The 14,817-nt window shown below is 66.4% G+C and carries 16 protein-coding genes and 1 pseudogene; 9 read left to right on the top strand and 8 right to left on the bottom strand.

Annotated features, from left to right (window positions below; all coding sequences use genetic code 11):
* Positions 1–15 precede the first annotated feature (15 nt).
* Complete coding sequence (locus NA8_RS00080; RefSeq protein ID WP_063048285.1) at positions 16–339, bottom strand: hypothetical protein; 324 nt, start codon at positions 337–339, stop codon at positions 16–18.
* Between the two features lie 62 nt (positions 340–401).
* Positions 402–689 carry a DUF6191 domain-containing protein gene (locus tag NA8_RS00075; RefSeq protein ID WP_063048284.1) on the bottom strand — a complete coding sequence of 96 codons (288 nt, stop codon included), beginning with the start codon at positions 687–689 and terminating at the stop codon, positions 402–404.
* Positions 690–855: 166 nt separating this feature from the next.
* Here NA8_RS00075 and NA8_RS00070 point away from each other — a divergent pair, with 166 nt between their 5' ends.
* Both NA8_RS00070 and NA8_RS00065 read left to right on the top strand, forming a co-directional pair.
* Complete coding sequence (locus NA8_RS00070) at positions 856–1,056, top strand: hypothetical protein (RefSeq protein WP_040864380.1); 201 nt, start codon at positions 856–858, stop codon at positions 1,054–1,056.
* A gap of 210 nt (positions 1,057–1,266) precedes the next feature.
* Positions 1,267–1,521, top strand: coding sequence for a hypothetical protein (locus NA8_RS00065; RefSeq protein ID WP_063048283.1), 255 nt, complete (start codon positions 1,267–1,269; stop codon positions 1,519–1,521).
* Between the two features lie 56 nt (positions 1,522–1,577).
* On the opposite strand, the gene NA8_RS00060 is transcribed toward NA8_RS00065, so the two are convergent.
* Entirely contained in the window at positions 1,578–3,872 is a 2,295-nt protein-coding gene (locus NA8_RS00060) for an MMPL family transporter (protein WP_063048282.1), read from the bottom strand.
* A gap of 202 nt (positions 3,873–4,074) precedes the next feature.
* On the opposite strand from NA8_RS00060, the gene NA8_RS00055 reads away from it, so the two are divergent.
* From NA8_RS00055 to tgt, 5 genes are all read left to right on the top strand, one after another.
* Entirely contained in the window at positions 4,075–4,665 is a 591-nt protein-coding gene (locus tag NA8_RS00055; RefSeq protein ID WP_063048281.1) for a TetR/AcrR family transcriptional regulator, read from the top strand.
* Between the two features lie 37 nt (positions 4,666–4,702).
* Complete coding sequence (locus NA8_RS00050) at positions 4,703–5,206, top strand: RrF2 family transcriptional regulator (protein ID WP_063048280.1); 504 nt, start codon at positions 4,703–4,705, stop codon at positions 5,204–5,206.
* An 87-nt stretch (positions 5,207–5,293) separates the two neighbouring features.
* A complete protein-coding gene (locus NA8_RS00045; RefSeq protein ID WP_063048279.1) occupies positions 5,294–7,027 on the top strand; it encodes an ABC transporter ATP-binding protein in 1,734 nt (577 codons plus the stop codon).
* On the top strand, positions 7,024–8,928 hold the full coding sequence (locus tag NA8_RS00040) for an ABC transporter ATP-binding protein (protein ID WP_063048278.1): 1,905 nt from the start codon (positions 7,024–7,026) through the stop codon (positions 8,926–8,928). Before NA8_RS00045 ends, NA8_RS00040 begins: the two co-directional genes overlap by 4 nt.
* Before the next feature lie 58 nt (positions 8,929–8,986).
* Positions 8,987–10,258, top strand: a complete 1,272-nt coding sequence (gene tgt / locus NA8_RS00035) for a tRNA guanosine(34) transglycosylase Tgt (protein WP_063048471.1) — start codon at positions 8,987–8,989, stop codon at positions 10,256–10,258.
* A gap of 66 nt (positions 10,259–10,324) precedes the next feature.
* Here the strand turns inward: tgt and NA8_RS00030 are convergent, their stop codons facing one another.
* Entirely contained in the window at positions 10,325–11,104 is a 780-nt protein-coding gene (locus NA8_RS00030; RefSeq protein ID WP_157106437.1) for a queuosine precursor transporter, read from the bottom strand.
* Positions 11,105–11,133: 29 nt separating this feature from the next.
* Here NA8_RS00030 and NA8_RS00025 point away from each other — a divergent pair, with 29 nt between their 5' ends.
* A complete protein-coding gene (locus tag NA8_RS00025) occupies positions 11,134–11,652 on the top strand; it encodes a DUF4190 domain-containing protein (RefSeq protein WP_040864386.1) in 519 nt (172 codons plus the stop codon).
* Positions 11,653–11,730: 78 nt separating this feature from the next.
* On the opposite strand, the gene NA8_RS00020 is transcribed toward NA8_RS00025, so the two are convergent.
* From NA8_RS00020 to NA8_RS00010, 3 genes are read right to left on the bottom strand one after another with little or no spacing between them, the layout of a single operon-like run.
* Positions 11,731–12,393 (bottom strand): RDD family protein, encoded by a 663-nt coding sequence (locus NA8_RS00020; RefSeq protein ID WP_063048277.1) that lies wholly within the window; start codon positions 12,391–12,393, stop codon positions 11,731–11,733.
* Between the two features lie 46 nt (positions 12,394–12,439).
* A complete protein-coding gene (gene gluQRS / locus NA8_RS00015; protein WP_063048276.1) occupies positions 12,440–13,357 on the bottom strand; it encodes a tRNA glutamyl-Q(34) synthetase GluQRS in 918 nt (305 codons plus the stop codon).
* A gap of 56 nt (positions 13,358–13,413) precedes the next feature.
* Positions 13,414–13,896: a DUF309 domain-containing protein gene (locus NA8_RS00010; RefSeq protein ID WP_063048275.1), complete on the bottom strand. Its 483-nt coding sequence runs from the start codon at positions 13,894–13,896 to the stop codon at positions 13,414–13,416.
* A gap of 423 nt (positions 13,897–14,319) precedes the next feature.
* Between NA8_RS00010 and NA8_RS32295 the strand changes: the two genes are divergently transcribed.
* Positions 14,320–14,529, top strand: a complete 210-nt coding sequence (locus NA8_RS32295; protein WP_083863186.1) for a DUF397 domain-containing protein — start codon at positions 14,320–14,322, stop codon at positions 14,527–14,529.
* A gap of 98 nt (positions 14,530–14,627) precedes the next feature.
* On the opposite strand, the pseudogene NA8_RS34255 reads toward NA8_RS32295, so the two are convergent.
* A pseudogene (locus tag NA8_RS34255) lies at positions 14,628–14,817 on the bottom strand (cytochrome bc1 complex cytochrome b subunit); the annotation flags it as partial.

The following is a 14,817-nucleotide window of genomic DNA, read 5'->3' as shown; positions in this document are numbered from 1 at the left end:
GATTCGAGCCACATTTCAGTTCCCCTCCCACGCCAGCCGCGCGGCGCGCAGGCGCCGGTCGGCCGCGCCGTAGGCGGCGACCGCGGTCGCCTCGAAGATCTCGTCGTCGGTGTGCCCGGCCGCTTTCAGCGCCGTGATCTGCTGCTCGGCGATCCGGTAGGACCGGTCGGCCACCAGTTCGGCGAAGGTGGTGAGTTCCGTCTCGGCGGGCTGGGCGGGGCCCGCGGTCCGGGCGGCTCTGGCACGCAAGGCACGGCGGACCTCACTCGACAGCCGCGCCGGCGCGGTCTCGAGGTGCGCACCGAACCGCTGCCATTTCTCACTCATCGAGCCGCGCATGGGCCCATTCTGGCCGACGACCGCCGCCTTCGCTGGAAATCGCAGGGGTGCAGCGCCGGTCGCTACCGGCCCGCTTGCTTGCGCAGCACGACCCGATGGTGCGCCAGGTCGACCCCGACCAGCGGTGGCGCGCCCTCGTCCTGCTCGTCTCGCAGCATCGACACCGATTCGCGATGATCCAGCTCCATGCGCTTGGTCGCGTAGAACAGCGCGGTGAACTCGTCGGTGAACGTACCGGAGACAGGGGTACGGCGGCGCCTGCGGCGCTTGTTCACAGTGAGTTCGTAGACCGCCACCAGCACGAGCAGGATCACCCACCCGGGGATCCACCACTGCAACACGGATGCCATGCCTACCGAAGCTACCCGTGTGCGCCGAACCGATTCGAAAATTGCTCGTTTCACGGAGGGTAACGGGTGAGATCGCGGGTATACGCCCGATACGGAAAGTGCGGGAAGGACGCGATGCCAGATGCGCCGTCGGACAGTCCGCGCGGGAACGATGCGCGAGAGAAACATGAGAATCGGAAGTGTAATCGTCTTGATCTGGTTGCTGATCGGCGTGATCGCCGCAGCACAACGCCACTACTTCGACAGTGGACCGGTCAATTGCGCCGGTTTCGGCACCATCGCCGTCACTGTCATCGCGGGACCGCTCAACTACATGGGCGTGAATCCGAAGGTCGCGGATTGCAATGTTCCGCAACCCAGTCCGTAGTTCGATCGAGTGAATAACGGACGGCCGAGTGGGCATGCCCACCCGGCCGTCCGTATTCGTACGCTCGGACGCGCTGTGAGCCGAGCGGTCCCTGATATGAACTGAACATTTGCTGTTTATGAATTACTGTGTACCCGCTGGTGTTTGTTGAATAGCTGTCGGTGCGGCCGGGTATTCCCTCTGACGGGGTGCACGGAAGGAACCGATGAGATGCGCGACTACGAATCCCGTGCGCGTGCCAGACGCGGCCCGGGCGCCGGCTCCCGGGTGTTCGGCTTCCTGCTGCTCGCCTGGTTGGCGATCGGGTTGCTCGCGGCCGGCCAGCGGCACTATTTCGACAGCGGGCCCCCGCTGAACTGCGCCGGTTGGGGCACGATCGGTCTCACCGCCCTCGCGGGCCCGCTCAACTACGCCGGGGTGAATCCGCGCGTGGGCGACTGCGAACTTCCGCAACCGAGCCGGTAAACGCACTCGGCCCCGCATCCGGAATCCGGATGCGGGGCCGAGCCATGGCCGTCGAATCAGCTGACGCCGACCGGTTCTTTCGCCGTCTCGGCCGAACGCCGCTGCAACTCGCGCAGTTTCGAGCCCTCGACATCGATGTCGGGCAGGATGCGGTCGAGCCACTTCGGCATCCACCACGACCACTTGCCCATGATCACCAGCAGCGACGGAATCAGCACCATCCGGACGATGAACGCGTCCAGCAGCACGCCCACCGCCAAGGCGAAGCCGAACGATTTCGCGGTCACGTCGGTCTCCAGCAGGAAGGAGCCGAACACCGAGATCATGATGATCGCCGCCGAGGTCACCACGCGCGCGCCGTGGTGGTAACCGGCGACCACCGCGTCCTTGGCCGACCTGCCGTGCACGAACTCCTCACGCATCCGGGTCACCAGGAAGACCTGGTAGTCCATCGCAAGGCCGAACACCAGGCCGATCAGCATGATCGGCATGAAGCTGACCAGCGGATGCGGGTCCTCGATCAGGCCGAGCTTGCCCTCCTGGAAGATCAGCACGGTCGCGCCGAAGGTCGCCGCCATCGACAGCAGGAACCCGAGCGCCGCGGTGAGCGGCACCAGGATCGACCGGAACACCAGGATCAGCAGGACGAACGCCGCGCCCGCCACGATCGCCAGGTAGGGCACGATCTTGCTGAGCAGCACGTGGTCGACGTCGGCGTAGATCGCCGTGGTGCCGGTGATGCCGTACTCGATGCCGTACTCGGCCTTCAGCTGGCCTTCGGCCTCCCTGGCGTCCTGCACCAGGTCCTTGGTGGCCTGGTTGTTGGGCCCGGACTTCGGGACGCCGTCCAGCAGCGCGCCCTGCTGGTCCTGGCTCCACTGCGGCTCGGTGACGTAGTCCATGCCGGGGTAGGACGCGAGCTTGTCGCGCAGCGCTCGCACCGCCGCGTCCCGGTTCTCGGCGGGCACGGCGCTCAGGTCGACGGCCACGTTCAGTATGCCGTTGCTGCCCTCGCCGAAGCCCTCGGTGCGCAGCTCGTAAGCCTTCCGGATAGTGGAGGTCTTCGGCATGCTGTCGTCGCCGGGCAGGCCGAGGTTCAGGCCGGCCGCGGGGGCGGCGAGCGCACCGAGGACCACGACGCTCAGGATCAGCGCGACCCACGGCACGCGGCCGATCAGCCTGCCGAAGCGCATGCCGTTGGTGACCGAGGTCTCGTCCTCGGGATCGTGCTGGGCGACCACCGGCAACTTCGGCTTGAACAGGAAGCGACCGAACGCGCCGAGCAGCGCGGGCATCAGCGTGATCGCGGTGAGCACCGCGAAACCGGCGGCGATCGCGCCACCCAGGCCCATGAAGGTCATGAACTGGACGCCGACGATGCTCAGGCCGGCCAGCGCGATGATGACGGTCAGACCGGCGAACACGACGGCGGAACCGGCCGTGCCCAGCGCGGTGCCCGCGGCCTCTTCCGGCGAGTCCTGGACCGCGAGTTCGTGCTTGTACCTGGACACGATGAACAGCGCGTAGTCGATGGACAGCGCGATGCCGATCATCGAGGCGAGGAACGTGGTGAAGCTGGGGATCTCGATCACCGAGGTGCCGAGCATGATCAGCGAGGTGGCCGCGCCGAGACCGACGATCGCGGTGACGATCGGCACGAACGCCGCGACGATGGCGCCGAACGCGACGATCATCACGACCAGCGCGACGGCCATGCCGATCATCTCGGACTTGCCGCTGGGCGCTTCCTGCTTCTGCGCGATCGAGCCGCTCATCTCGACCGTGAGCCCGGCGTTGCGCGCGCCGGAGGCGACGGCGTACGCCGCTTCCCGGTGCGCGTCGGTCACGTCGGTGAACTTCGCGATCGTGAACGGGACGTTGATCACCGCCACGGTCGCGGGCGCGGTCTGGCTGAGCACGTTCAGCGGGGCGCCACTGCACTGCGCGGGGTCGGGGTCGGCCAGGCAGCCCATCTTGTCGGCCGCTTCGACCGGGTTGACGATGGGTTTGCTGTGATCGACGATGTCGAGCCGGCCGAGCTCGGCGATGAACGCGTCCAGCGCCGCCCGGTTCGCCGGGTCGGTCAGCTTCTGTCCCTCCGGAGCGGCGGCGACATAGGTGCCGGTGACCGCGTCGAACTTGAACGCGGCGGAGGCGCCCGGGAAGTGCTTGTCGAGGATCTCGTTGGCACGTTCGGACGGCAGGTCCGGCATGCTGAAGTCGTTGCTCATCGGCTTGCTGAGCTGTGCTCCGAGACCACCGAGGAGCACGAACAAGACGAGCCAGACGGGAAGGACTATCCATTTCCGGCGGAAAGCGAACTTTCCCCATCTGTACAGATAAACGGACACGAGTGGTTCTCCTAGCGATGACTGGGATCGTGCTGGGTCTGCGTGTAGACAGCACTCGCGGGGGTGCCCTGCCTACCTCCGCCTCCACTGACGCTTTCTGCCTACCGTGCGGTAGGTAGACTACCCAGGAGCTAAGCGGAGGAACAACCTCTATTCTGCGGGCGACGTTCGCTCGATGCGAAGGTGATGAGAGGATCATCGAATGTCTGTGCGTGACACACCCGGCGCTGTCGCCGCAGGTAGAGGCACTAAAAGCGCGATTCGGGACGCCGCGGTGAAGCTGTTCGGGGCCAAAGGATTCGAGCAGACGAGCTTGCGCGAGGTCGCGGATGCGGTGGGAATCACAAAGGCATCGCTCTACTATCACTATGCGTCGAAGCTCGATCTGCTATTGGCGATCATCGATCCGATCGTCGATCACATGCGTTCGGTGGTGAACGATCTCGACCAGGTGCCGCACGACGCCGAGAGCATCCGCCAGGTGCTGGGGACATATCTGCGCGGCCTGATTCATCACCGTGACGCCGGGGCGTTGGTCGTGCGCGACACCGTCGCCATCATCAACGCCATGGCCGACCGCTATCCGGATCTCATGGACGCCAGCCGGGCGCTGCGCGAGTGGCTGGCCGGGCCGGACGCCACCGAGGAGGCGCAGCTGCGCGCCTGCGCCGCGCTCGAGGTGATCGGTGTCGCGCTGGTGTCCAAGGAACTCGTGCCTGGTGCGGACGATTCACTGGTGGAATCCTCACTGCTGGATGCCGCGACCTGCGTGCTGGCGGGCGGCGGCGCGTAGATTCGAGCTATCCCCCTCGACGCCAGGAGTCGCCGCTGTGCACATCACCGCGAAGGTCGATTACGCGGTGCGGACGCTGCTCGAGATCGCCAGTGCGCCGCGACTGGACCAGTCCGTCGTCGGGCTCGGCGCACCCCTCGTGCAGGCCGCGCCCGTGGTCAAGGCCGAAGCGATCGCCACCGCCCAGCGGATTCCGCCGAAGGTGCTCGAGTCCGTGCTCGGCGAGCTGCGCCGAGCCGGACTGGTGATCAGCAGGCGCGGTCCGGACGGCGGCTACTGGCTGGCCAGGGCCGCCGCCGACATTTCCATCGCCGACGTGATCCGCGCGATCGAGGGCCCGCTGGCGTCGGTGCGCGGTGCCCGGCCGGAGGACGTCCACTATTCCGGTGCGGCCGAACCGTTACAGCGGGTGTGGATCGCGCTGCGGGTCAACATTCGGGCGGTGCTGGAGAACGTCACCATCGCCGACATCGCGAACGATCGGCTGCCCGGATTCGTCGAGGCGCTCACCGAAGATCCGGGCGCCTGGGCGCGCCGCTAGCTCCGTAACCCCCGACGGGAGAGCATTTATGCAGGTCAGAAATCTTCACGACGCCTCGCGTCGACAGCCGGTAGCCTGCGACTCATCATGCTGACCAGACTTCTCCGTTCGCATCTGTACCCTTACCGCGCCCAGCTGGCGGGGGTCGTTGCGCTTCAGCTGATTTCCGTGATCGCGATGCTGTATCTGCCCAGCCTGAACGCGGACCTGATCGACAACGGCGTCACCAAAGGTGATCTCGGCTACATCTGGACCACCGGCTTGTGGATGCTCGCGGTGACGGGCGTGCAGATCGTCGCGTCGGCCGCATCGGTCTATCTCGGCGCGCAGGCGGCCATGGGCGCGGGCCGCGACCTGCGCGGCGCGCTGCTGCACCGCGTCGGCACGTTCTCCGCGCGCGAAGTGGGGATGTTCGGCGCGCCCTCGCTGATCACCCGCAATACCAACGACATTCAGCAGGTTCAGCTGCTCATCGTGATGTCGGCGACCATTCTGGTGATGGCGCCGATCATGTGCGTGGGCGGCATCATCATGGCCTTGCGCGAGGATCTCGGGCTGTCCTGGCTGCTGCTGATCGCGGTGCCCGCGCTGGCGTTGTCCATGGGCGTGATCATCTCCAAGATGGTGCCCGGCTTCCGCGACATGCAAGCCAGGATCGATGAGGTGAATCGGGTACTGCGTGAGCAGATCACCGGTATCCGCGTGGTGCGGGCCTTCGTGCGGGAACGGCAGGAGACCTGGCGCTTCGGCCTGGCCAACACCGAACTCACCGACACCGCGCTTCGGGTCGGCCGGTTGATGGCGCTGATGTTCCCCACCGTCATGCTGATCAGCAATGTCACCGCGGTCGCGGTGATCTGGTTCGGCGGGCACGCGATCGACGCCGGGCACATGCAGATCGGTTCGCTCACCGCGATGCTGTCCTACATCATGCAGATCCTCATGGCCGTGATGATGGCCTCGTTCCTGGCCATGATGGCGCCGCGCGCCGCGGTCTCCGCCGACCGGATCGGCGAGGTGCTCGACACCGAATCCTCGGTGCACCCGCCGCGCTTGCCGCAGCCGTTCACCGACGACCCGGCCGTCGTGGACTTCCAGTTCGCCGAATTCGCCTTCCCCGGTGCGGAAAAGCCGGTGCTCGAGGCCATCCGTTTCCAGGTGCGTCCCGGCACCACCACCGCGATAGTCGGCTCCACCGGCGCCGGGAAAACCACGCTGATCAACCTCATTCCCCGGCTGATGGACGTCACCGACGGCGCGGTCTACGTCGGCGGCACCGACGTCCGCCACATCGACCTGGAGGTCTTGCGTTCGCAGATCGGTCTCGTCCCGCAGAAGGGGTACCTCTTCTCCGGCACGATCGCGAGCAATCTGCGCTACGGCGATCCGCACGCCACCGACGAGGAACTCTGGCGCGCGCTCGAGATCGCGCAGGCCGCCGATTTCGTCCGGGAGATGCCGGAGGGATTGCAGACCCCCGTCGCTCAAGGCGGCACCACCGTTTCCGGAGGCCAGCGCCAGCGGCTGGCCATCGCGCGAGCGCTGGTGAAGAAGCCGAGGGTGTATTTGTTCGACGACTCGTTCTCCGCGCTCGACGTCGCGACCGACGCCAGGCTGCGCGAGGCGCTGAAGCCGGAGACCTCGAACGCGTCGGTTCTCATCGTCGCGCAGCGCATCGCCACCATCCGGGACGCGGATCAGATCGTGGTGCTCGAGGACGGCGCGATGGCCGGCATCGGCACCCACGAGCAGCTGCTGCGGGATTGCTCGGAGTACCGGGAGATCGTCGAGTCGCAACTGAGTGCCGAGGAGGCGCGATGAGACCCGGAATGCCCACACCCGGTGCGCCGGGCACCAAAGCGAAATCCTTCGGACCTTCGCTGAAGCGGCTGCTGCGCAGGCTCGCGCCGGAGCGTTTCCAGGTCGGGCTGATCATCGCGCTCGTCATCGTCTCGGTGGTGCTGAACACCATCGGGCCCTACATCCTCGGGAAGGCGACCAACCTCGTCTTCGACGGCGTGGTCGGCAAACAGCTGCCGTCCGGGGTGACCAAGGACCAGGCGATCGAGGCCCTCCGAGCCAAAGGCGACAACACCTTCGCCGACATGCTCGGCGCGATGGACGTGGTGCCCGGTGTCGGGGTGGACTTCGGCGCGGTCGGGCGTGTCCTCGCCCTGGTGCTCCTGCTGTACATCGGTGCGGCCGTGTTCGGGTGGCTGCAGGGCTACCTGCTCAACGTCGTGATCAATCGGACGGTGAAGCGGCTGCGCGGTGAGGTCGAGGACAAGATCCATCGGCTTCCGTTGCGCTACTTCGACTCCGCGCCGCGCGGTGACGTGCTCAGCCGGGTGACCAACGACGTCGACAACGTCTCGCAGAGCCTGCAGCAGACCATGAGCCAGCTGCTCATCTCGGTGTTCTCGGTGCTCGGCATCCTGGTCATGATGTTCTGGATCTCCTGGCAGCTCGCGGTGATCGCCTTGCTCACCGTGCCCGCCGCCATCGTGGTAACCGCGCAGATCGCGAAACGGTCCAAGCCGCACTTCGTCGACCAGTGGAAGTACACCGGCCTGGTCAACGCCCAGGTCGAGGAGGCGTACTCCGGGCACGAGGTGGTCACCGCGTTCGGCCGCAACCGCGAGGTCGGCAAGGAGTTCGACCAGCGCAATGAACAGCTCTACGAGGCCAGCTTCAAAGCGCAGTTCATCTCGGGCATGATCATGCCGGCGATCATGTTCCTCGGGAACGTGAACTTCGTGCTGGTCGCGCTGGTCGGCGGCCTGAAAGTGGCGACGGGCAGCCTCTCGCTCGGCGAGGTGCAGGCGTTCATCCAGTACTCCCGTCAGTTCAGTCAGCCGCTGACCCAGCTCGGGGCGATGGCCAACCTGTTGCAGTCCGGCGTCGCCTCCGCCGAGCGGATCTTCGAGATCCTCGACGCCGAGGAGCAGAGCCCGGACCCGGTGATGGCCGTCGCGCGCCCGGTCGACCGCGGCCGGGTGGAGTTCGAGGCCGTCTCGTTCCGCTACGAACCCGACAAGCCGGTGATCGAGCGACTGTCGCTGGTGGCGGACCCGGGGCACGTGGTCGCCATCGTCGGGCCCACCGGCGCGGGCAAGACCACGCTGGTGAACCTGCTCATGCGGTTCTACGAACTGGACGCGGGCACGATCACCATCGACGGCGTCGACATCACCGAGATCACCCGCGACCACCTGCGCTCGCGCATCGGCATGGTGCTGCAGGACACCTGGCTGTTCCGCGGCACCATCCGGGAGAACATCGCCTACGGCAACCCGAACGCGAGCGAAGAAGAGATCCTCGCCGCGGCGCGCGCCGCCTACGTCGACCGTTTCGTGCACGCACTGCCCGACGGCTACGACACGGTCATCGATGAGGAGGGCTCCGGCGTCAGCGCGGGCGAGAAGCAGCTCATCACCATCGCGCGCGCGTTCCTCGCCAAGCCCTCCATCCTCATCCTGGACGAGGCGACCAGCTCGGTGGACACCCGCACCGAGCTGCTGGTGCAGCACGCCACCGCCGCCCTGCGCCGCGACCGGACCAGCTTCGTCATCGCCCACCGCCTGTCCACCATCCGCGACGCCGACCTGATCGTCGTCATGGAAGCGGGCCGGATCGTGGAACACGGCTCGCACGAGCGTTTGCTCGAGGAGCGCGGGGCGTACTACCGCCTGTACAACGCGCAGTTCGCGGGAGCGGTGTGAGGCCGGCCCGGCGGTGGGCTGGTTCGGGCGGCGGGTGGCGAACTGCGAGGATAGCGGGGTGTCCGGTCCCGAATCCTTCTCTTTCACCGTCGGTACGCGCCTGGACGGGCGGCACGGCCGGTCCGGTGTGATCGCCACGCCGCACGGGTCGATCGCCACGCCCGCGTTCATCCCGGTGGGCACCAAGGCGACGGTCAAGGCGGTACTGCCGGAGACCATGCGGGAACTCGGCGCCCAAGCGCTGCTGGCCAACGCCTACCACCTCTACCTGCAGCCGGGCGCCGACATCGTGGACGAGGCGGGCGGGCTCGGCGCGTTCATGAACTGGCCGGGGCCGACCTTCACCGACAGCGGCGGGTTCCAGGTGATGTCACTGGGGGTCGGCTTCAAGAAGGTGCTGGCGATGGAGGCGGTCGATGTGCGCAGCGACGACGTGATCGCACCCGGCAAAGAGCGGCTGGCCACCGTGGACGACGACGGGGTCACGTTCCGCTCCCACCTCGACGGCTCTGCGCACCGGTTCACCCCCGAGGTGTCGATGGGCATCCAGCACCAGCTCGGCGCCGACATCATGTTCGCTTTCGACGAACTCACCACGCTGCTGAACACCCGCGCCTACCAGGAGCGATCGGTACAGCGCACGCACGAGTGGGCGCAGCGCTGCATCGACGAGCACGAGCGGCTGACCACCGCGCGCACGCACCGTCCGTACCAGGCGCTGTTCGCCGTCATCCAGGGCGCGCAGTACGAGGACCTGCGCCGGAAGGCATGTCGAGGGCTGGAATCGATTCGCGGAAGCGCGGGAACGGAATTCGACGGCTACGGCATCGGCGGCGCGCTGGAGAAGCGCAACCTGGGCGCCATCGTCGGTTGGTGCTGCGACGAACTGCCCGAGGACAAGCCGCGTCACATGCTCGGCATCAGTGAACCGGAGGACATCTTCACCGCGATCGAGAACGGCGCGGACACCTTCGACTGCGTGAATCCGTCCCGGGTCGCCCGCAACGCCGCGATCTACATCGACACCGGCCGCTTCAACATCAACACCAGCCGCTTCCGTCGCGACTTCACTCCGATCGACGAGAACTGCGACTGCTACACCTGCGCCAACTACACGCGCGCCTACATCCATCATCTGTTCAAGGCCAAGGAGATGCTCGCCTCCACGCTGTGCACCATTCACAACGAACGGTTCACGGTTCGCCTGGTCGACCGCATCCGGCACAGCATCGAGGGTGGCTACTTCGATGAGCACAAGGCCGAGACATTAGGGCGTTGGGGGAGGGGAAAGGCTTTCCCGGAACACGACGGCGCGGGTCCGCAAGGGTGATCGGGAGTACGCGCAGCCGCGATCGTCTCTTGCGGCGCCCGCGCCGCAGGGTGGTCAGGGAGTTCGTCAGGTGCGCAGTGGATCCACTCCGGTCGGCGCGTAGCTGGGTTCGTGCTTCTTGAGCAACGCGATCACCCGGTAGGTGATCGGGAGCACGATCACCTCGCAGAGGGTCTTCCAGATGAAGCCGATGATCACGTAGTTGACGAACTGCTGCCAGGTATCGATGCCGATGGCGCCCGCGGCGATCGAACAGAAGATCAGCGTGTCGGCGAACTCGCCGACGATGGTCGATCCGATGAGCCTGGCCCACAGGTACTTTTCCTTCGTCCGCTCCTTGATCAGCACCAGTGTGGCGGAATTCAGCAGCTGGCCGACGAAGTACCCGGCCAGGCCGGCGATGACGAGCCGAGGCGTCGTCCCGAGGACGGTGCGGAACGCCTCTTGGTTGTCGTAGAAGCTCGCGGCGGGCAGCCGGATCGCGATGGCGAAGCACACGACCGTCAGCAGCAGGGCGGCGAAGCCGTAGTAGATGGCGCGCCGGGTGGCGCGGAAGCCGTACACCTCGCTCAGTACGTCGCCGAGGATGTAGGCCAGCGGGAACAGGAAGAAGGCGCCATCGGTGGCGATCGGCAGGACTTGTAGCGGCCCCAGCGACACCGACCGATCGCCGAGGAACTCCACCCCCTTGGTGGCGCAGATGTTGGAAATGATCAGGGTGGCAGTGAACAGGGCCACGATCGGTGCGTAGTACCCCCGCGCGACCTGGGCGAATGCCGCATGGTCCGCGGGGCGCCCAGGCCCGCCGTGCTCTTGCGTGGTTTTCGACTCACTCACCCGCATCATCCAACCAGGTTGTGGAATACGCTGTAGCAATGACGAATCCCGGCGATTCCGACGAGTGGTGGAAGCAGTACGGCGGCCAAGGCGTGTCGCCGGAGTCCGGTGGGCAGAGTTCGGTCCCGCAGTACCCGAGTCCTGAGCAGCAGCCGTCGGGTTACCCGTCGGCGCCGCAGTACCCGGTACAGCCGCCTTCGCAGCCGATGACGCCGCCTCCGCAGCCGCAGTATCCGTCCTATCAGCAGCCCGTGCAGCCGTACGGTCAGCCGAACTACGGCTACCAGACTCCCTACCAGCCCTACGGAGTCCCGGCGCAGGGCACCAACGGCATGGCGATCGGTGCGCTGATCTCGTCGCTGGTCGGATTCGTCACCTGTGGGCTCGGCTCGATCGTCGGCATCATCCTCGGGGTGATCGCGCTCAATCAGGTCAAGCAGAGCGGTCAAGAAGGACGCGGCATGGCGCTGGCGGGCATCTGGATCGGTGTCGGCGCGATCGTGCTCGGCATCCTGTGGTTCGTCGTCGTGATCATCGCGGGGGCGACCAGCACGTAGCGGCACGGCCGGGAAAGCAACAGGGGCGCACCCGATTCGGGTGCGCCCCTGTTGCTTTCGAAATATCGCTGTGGTGGATCAGGCCTTGACGACCTGGGTGCCGCCGGCGAACTTGTCGTGCCAGCCCTGCTTGTTCGGGTCCTGCGAGATGGTGACCATGATGTAGATCGCCAGACCCAGCGAGACCAGGCCGCCGACGCACGGAATGATGTTCGCCGCGACGAACGCGTTGCGCTTCAGCGAGGTGACCGGGTCGATCTTGGCGGCGCCGCCCGGGGCGAGCACCTTCAGACCGAGAATCTTCTTGCCGAGCGTGGTGCCCTGCGAGGTCTCCATGCCGACGAAGTAGCCGAGCTGGACCAGGGTCCACACCAGGCCGAGCCCGATGGTCAGGCCCACCGAGTTGTTGACCAGGATGTACAGGATGAAGTACGGGATCATCAGGATGATCGCGTCGATGACGCGGGCGCCGATGCGCGTGCCGAGGTCCCCCGGCTGACCGCCGTAGGCGTTGAACCCGGGCTGTTGCGGGTACTGACCGTAGGGATCCTGACCGTACTGTGGCTGCTGCTGACCGTACTGCGGTTGCTGCCCGTACTGGGGCTGCTGCTGCCCGTACTGTGGCTGCTGCTGGCCGTACTGGGGCTGCTGCCCGTACTGGTCGCCCCCCTGCGGGTACGGCTGCCCGTACGGCTGCCCGCCCTGAGGATACTGGTTGGGGTCGTACCCACCGCTTGTCATAGTTGTTTGTCCTCGTCGATTGATCAGTAGTTGGACGATGCGTACGTTACGGACATGGGCTGCTTCGCAACAACCCGTAAACGTCGAGTATCCACGGTTCGCGGGGCAGCCGCCGGGTGTCGAAACACGCGAGTAGCTCGGACGACGATGTCGCGGTGAAGCCGAGCGAAGCGGCTAGTGCCGAGACTACTTCCTCCGGCGTGTTGCCGAGCGCCAATCGTTCGCGGAGTGTCACCGCTCCATCCCGTTTGGCCAGTCGCCGACCCTCCGTATTGAGCACCAGCGGCACGTGCGCGTAGCTCGGCACCGGCAGGTCGAGCAGCGTCGCGAGGTATGCCTGGCGCGGGGTCGACGGCAACAGGTCGTCGCCGCGCACCACTTGGTCGACGCCTTGTGCCGCGTCGTCCACTACCACGGCGAGGTTGTAGGCCGGGACGCCGTCGCCGCGCCGCAGCACCACGTCGTCCACCGGCCCTCGGTAGCGACCGTGCAGCTCGTCCCGCACTTCGAACTCGGTGACCGTGGCGCGCAGACGCAGCGCGGCCGGACGACCCTCGGTGCGCAGCCGGGCCCGTTCCGAGACGCTCAGCGTGCGGCAGGTACCGGGGTAGGCGCCCATCGGGCCGTGCGGCGCTGTCGCGGCTTTCTGAATTTCCCTTCGGGTACAGAAGCATTCGTAGGTGAGACCGGCGGCGGCGAGGCGATCGATGGCCGCCTCGTACCGCGCCGACTGTTCGGACTGGCGTACCACGGGTCCGTCCCAGTCCACGCCGATCGCGGCGAGGTCCTCCAGCTGCCGCTGCTCCGCGCCGGGACGCACCCGGTCCAGGTCGTCGATCCGCAGCAGGAAGCGGCGGCCGGTGGAACGAGCGAACGCCCAGGCCATCAGCGCGGTACGGAGATTGCCCAGATGCAGGTCCCCGGAGGGGCTCGGCGCATACCGGCCCGCGCCCGGCTCAGTCACGGGACCGGCTGGTAGACGATGAGGTGCGCACGTCGGCCATGGTAGGAGCGACGCGCTCAACCGCGCAGACGCGGCCGCAGCTCGGCATCCGCCGGTTCGTCGCCCGCATCCAGCGTGGCGAGCAGGGCCTCGGCGTGGGCGACCAATCCGGCGAGGTCGATATCGTAGGGCGCTCGCCCGCCCTCCGGCTGGTATGCCGTCAACCGCGACACAGCGCGGGCGAGTAGTGTACGCGCCCCTTTGGGATTACCGCGCTGTATGTGGGTCAGACCGACAGCGAACTGCGCGAGCGCCTGCCACAGCATCCGCTCGGCGAACGGTCCGTTCTTCCATGCGGCCTCTAAAACCTCGTGTGCGTTGAATGCAAGTCCTTCGTCCAGCAGTTGCTGGGCGAAGGTCAAGGTTTGCTGGGGTGGAAGATCGAGATCGTCCGGAATTCGGGCAACTCCGGTGCTCCCGGGAGGCAGCGGCCGCCCGAGACGGTCGCGCGGACGGGCATTACGGGCGCGACCTGCGTCGTCTCGAGCGCGTTCGACCATAGGTTCCATCATGCACGGCCGCCGAGGCCGCGTCGACGCGGCCCGTGGGCGAGCGCGAATTGTGCTCCGATAACAGAGCAATCACATCCGTTAAAAACATTGTGGTACGCCAGTGTGCAGAATGAATGAGGGAGGCTGGCAATGCTCCCGCAACTTCCTCTCTTCGCAAACGTGTGTGGTTGCGATGATTGAATAGGCAAGAGGCGGGCAAACTTTCGAGGGACCTGCTAGTGTTACCGCGCGGGGACAGGCCCCGCGCGAGGTTAATTTCCTCTCGAACTCGATGTGCGATATCTACGCACCGGGAAAGTGCGCTCCGGCACGGGGTGCACCACGGGATTCGGCTTTCCAGTCGGGTACCGATGCTAGCTGGAACGATGTCAGGAGAAATCTCGCTCTCGACGCAGCAAAGGAGCTAGTGCCGTGGAGGTTGATTGGACGGGCGCTGTGTGGCGCAAGAGCACATACAGCGGTCCGGATGGGAACTGCGTGGAAGTCGCTTTTCTCGTCGACGGCAATGTCGCGGTTCGTGACACCAAGGACAGTGGACGTGGCCCGGTCTTGGCGTTTGCGCCGGGCGAGTGGGATGCATTCCTAATGGGGTTCTCGACGGGAGAGTTCCGGCGCGGCTGAACCGCTCCGGAATCGCCTGAACAAGGCAAAGCGGGCCCCGGGTCGTGTGGACTCGGGGCCTTCGCGGTTTTCGGGCGGGTCGGGTGCGGCGCGAATCCTCAGTGCGCGGAACCGTTTCCGTCACCGTTCGCTCGTTGCTGAACCTTGCGCAGCACGGCGAGTTGTCTGCGTTCCTCTTCGTGCTCGATCTCGAAGTGCCGCACGCTCTCCGCGCGCGGATCCGCGCGCAGGAAGCTGCCGGTGCCCGGCTTGCCCGCCGCGCCCAGCTTGCTCATCTTCTTCGGGACC

The organism is Nocardia arthritidis NBRC 100137, assembly GCF_001612765.1.
Classification (GTDB): Bacteria; Actinomycetota; Actinomycetes; order Mycobacteriales; family Mycobacteriaceae; genus Nocardia; species Nocardia arthritidis.
The sequence above is the reverse complement of the archived record's forward strand: the minus strand, read 5'-3'. Positions and strand labels throughout refer to the sequence as shown.

What these genes read in the sequence shown, in the direction of transcription:
- NA8_RS00020 (WP_063048277.1), bottom strand. Translation starts at nt 12,393, where the DNA reads ATGACAAGCGGTGGGTACGACCCCAACCAGTATCCTCAGGGCGGGCAG.
- NA8_RS00055 (WP_063048281.1), top strand. Translation starts at nt 4,075, where the DNA reads ATGTCTGTGCGTGACACACCCGGCGCTGTCGCCGCAGGTAGAGGCACT.
- NA8_RS00025 (WP_040864386.1), top strand. Translation starts at nt 11,134, where the DNA reads ATGACGAATCCCGGCGATTCCGACGAGTGGTGGAAGCAGTACGGCGGC.
- NA8_RS00075 (WP_063048284.1), bottom strand. Translation starts at nt 689, where the DNA reads ATGGCATCCGTGTTGCAGTGGTGGATCCCCGGGTGGGTGATCCTGCTC.
- NA8_RS00010 (WP_063048275.1), bottom strand. Translation starts at nt 13,896, where the DNA reads ATGGTCGAACGCGCTCGAGACGACGCAGGTCGCGCCCGTAATGCCCGT.
- NA8_RS00045 (WP_063048279.1), top strand. Translation starts at nt 5,294, where the DNA reads ATGCTGACCAGACTTCTCCGTTCGCATCTGTACCCTTACCGCGCCCAG.
- NA8_RS00065 (WP_063048283.1), top strand. Translation starts at nt 1,267, where the DNA reads ATGCGCGACTACGAATCCCGTGCGCGTGCCAGACGCGGCCCGGGCGCC.
- NA8_RS00070 (WP_040864380.1), top strand. Translation starts at nt 856, where the DNA reads ATGAGAATCGGAAGTGTAATCGTCTTGATCTGGTTGCTGATCGGCGTG.
- NA8_RS00080 (WP_063048285.1), bottom strand. Translation starts at nt 339, where the DNA reads ATGCGCGGCTCGATGAGTGAGAAATGGCAGCGGTTCGGTGCGCACCTC.
- NA8_RS00030 (WP_157106437.1), bottom strand. Translation starts at nt 11,104, where the DNA reads ATGATGCGGGTGAGTGAGTCGAAAACCACGCAAGAGCACGGCGGGCCT.
- NA8_RS00040 (WP_063048278.1), top strand. Translation starts at nt 7,024, where the DNA reads ATGAGACCCGGAATGCCCACACCCGGTGCGCCGGGCACCAAAGCGAAA.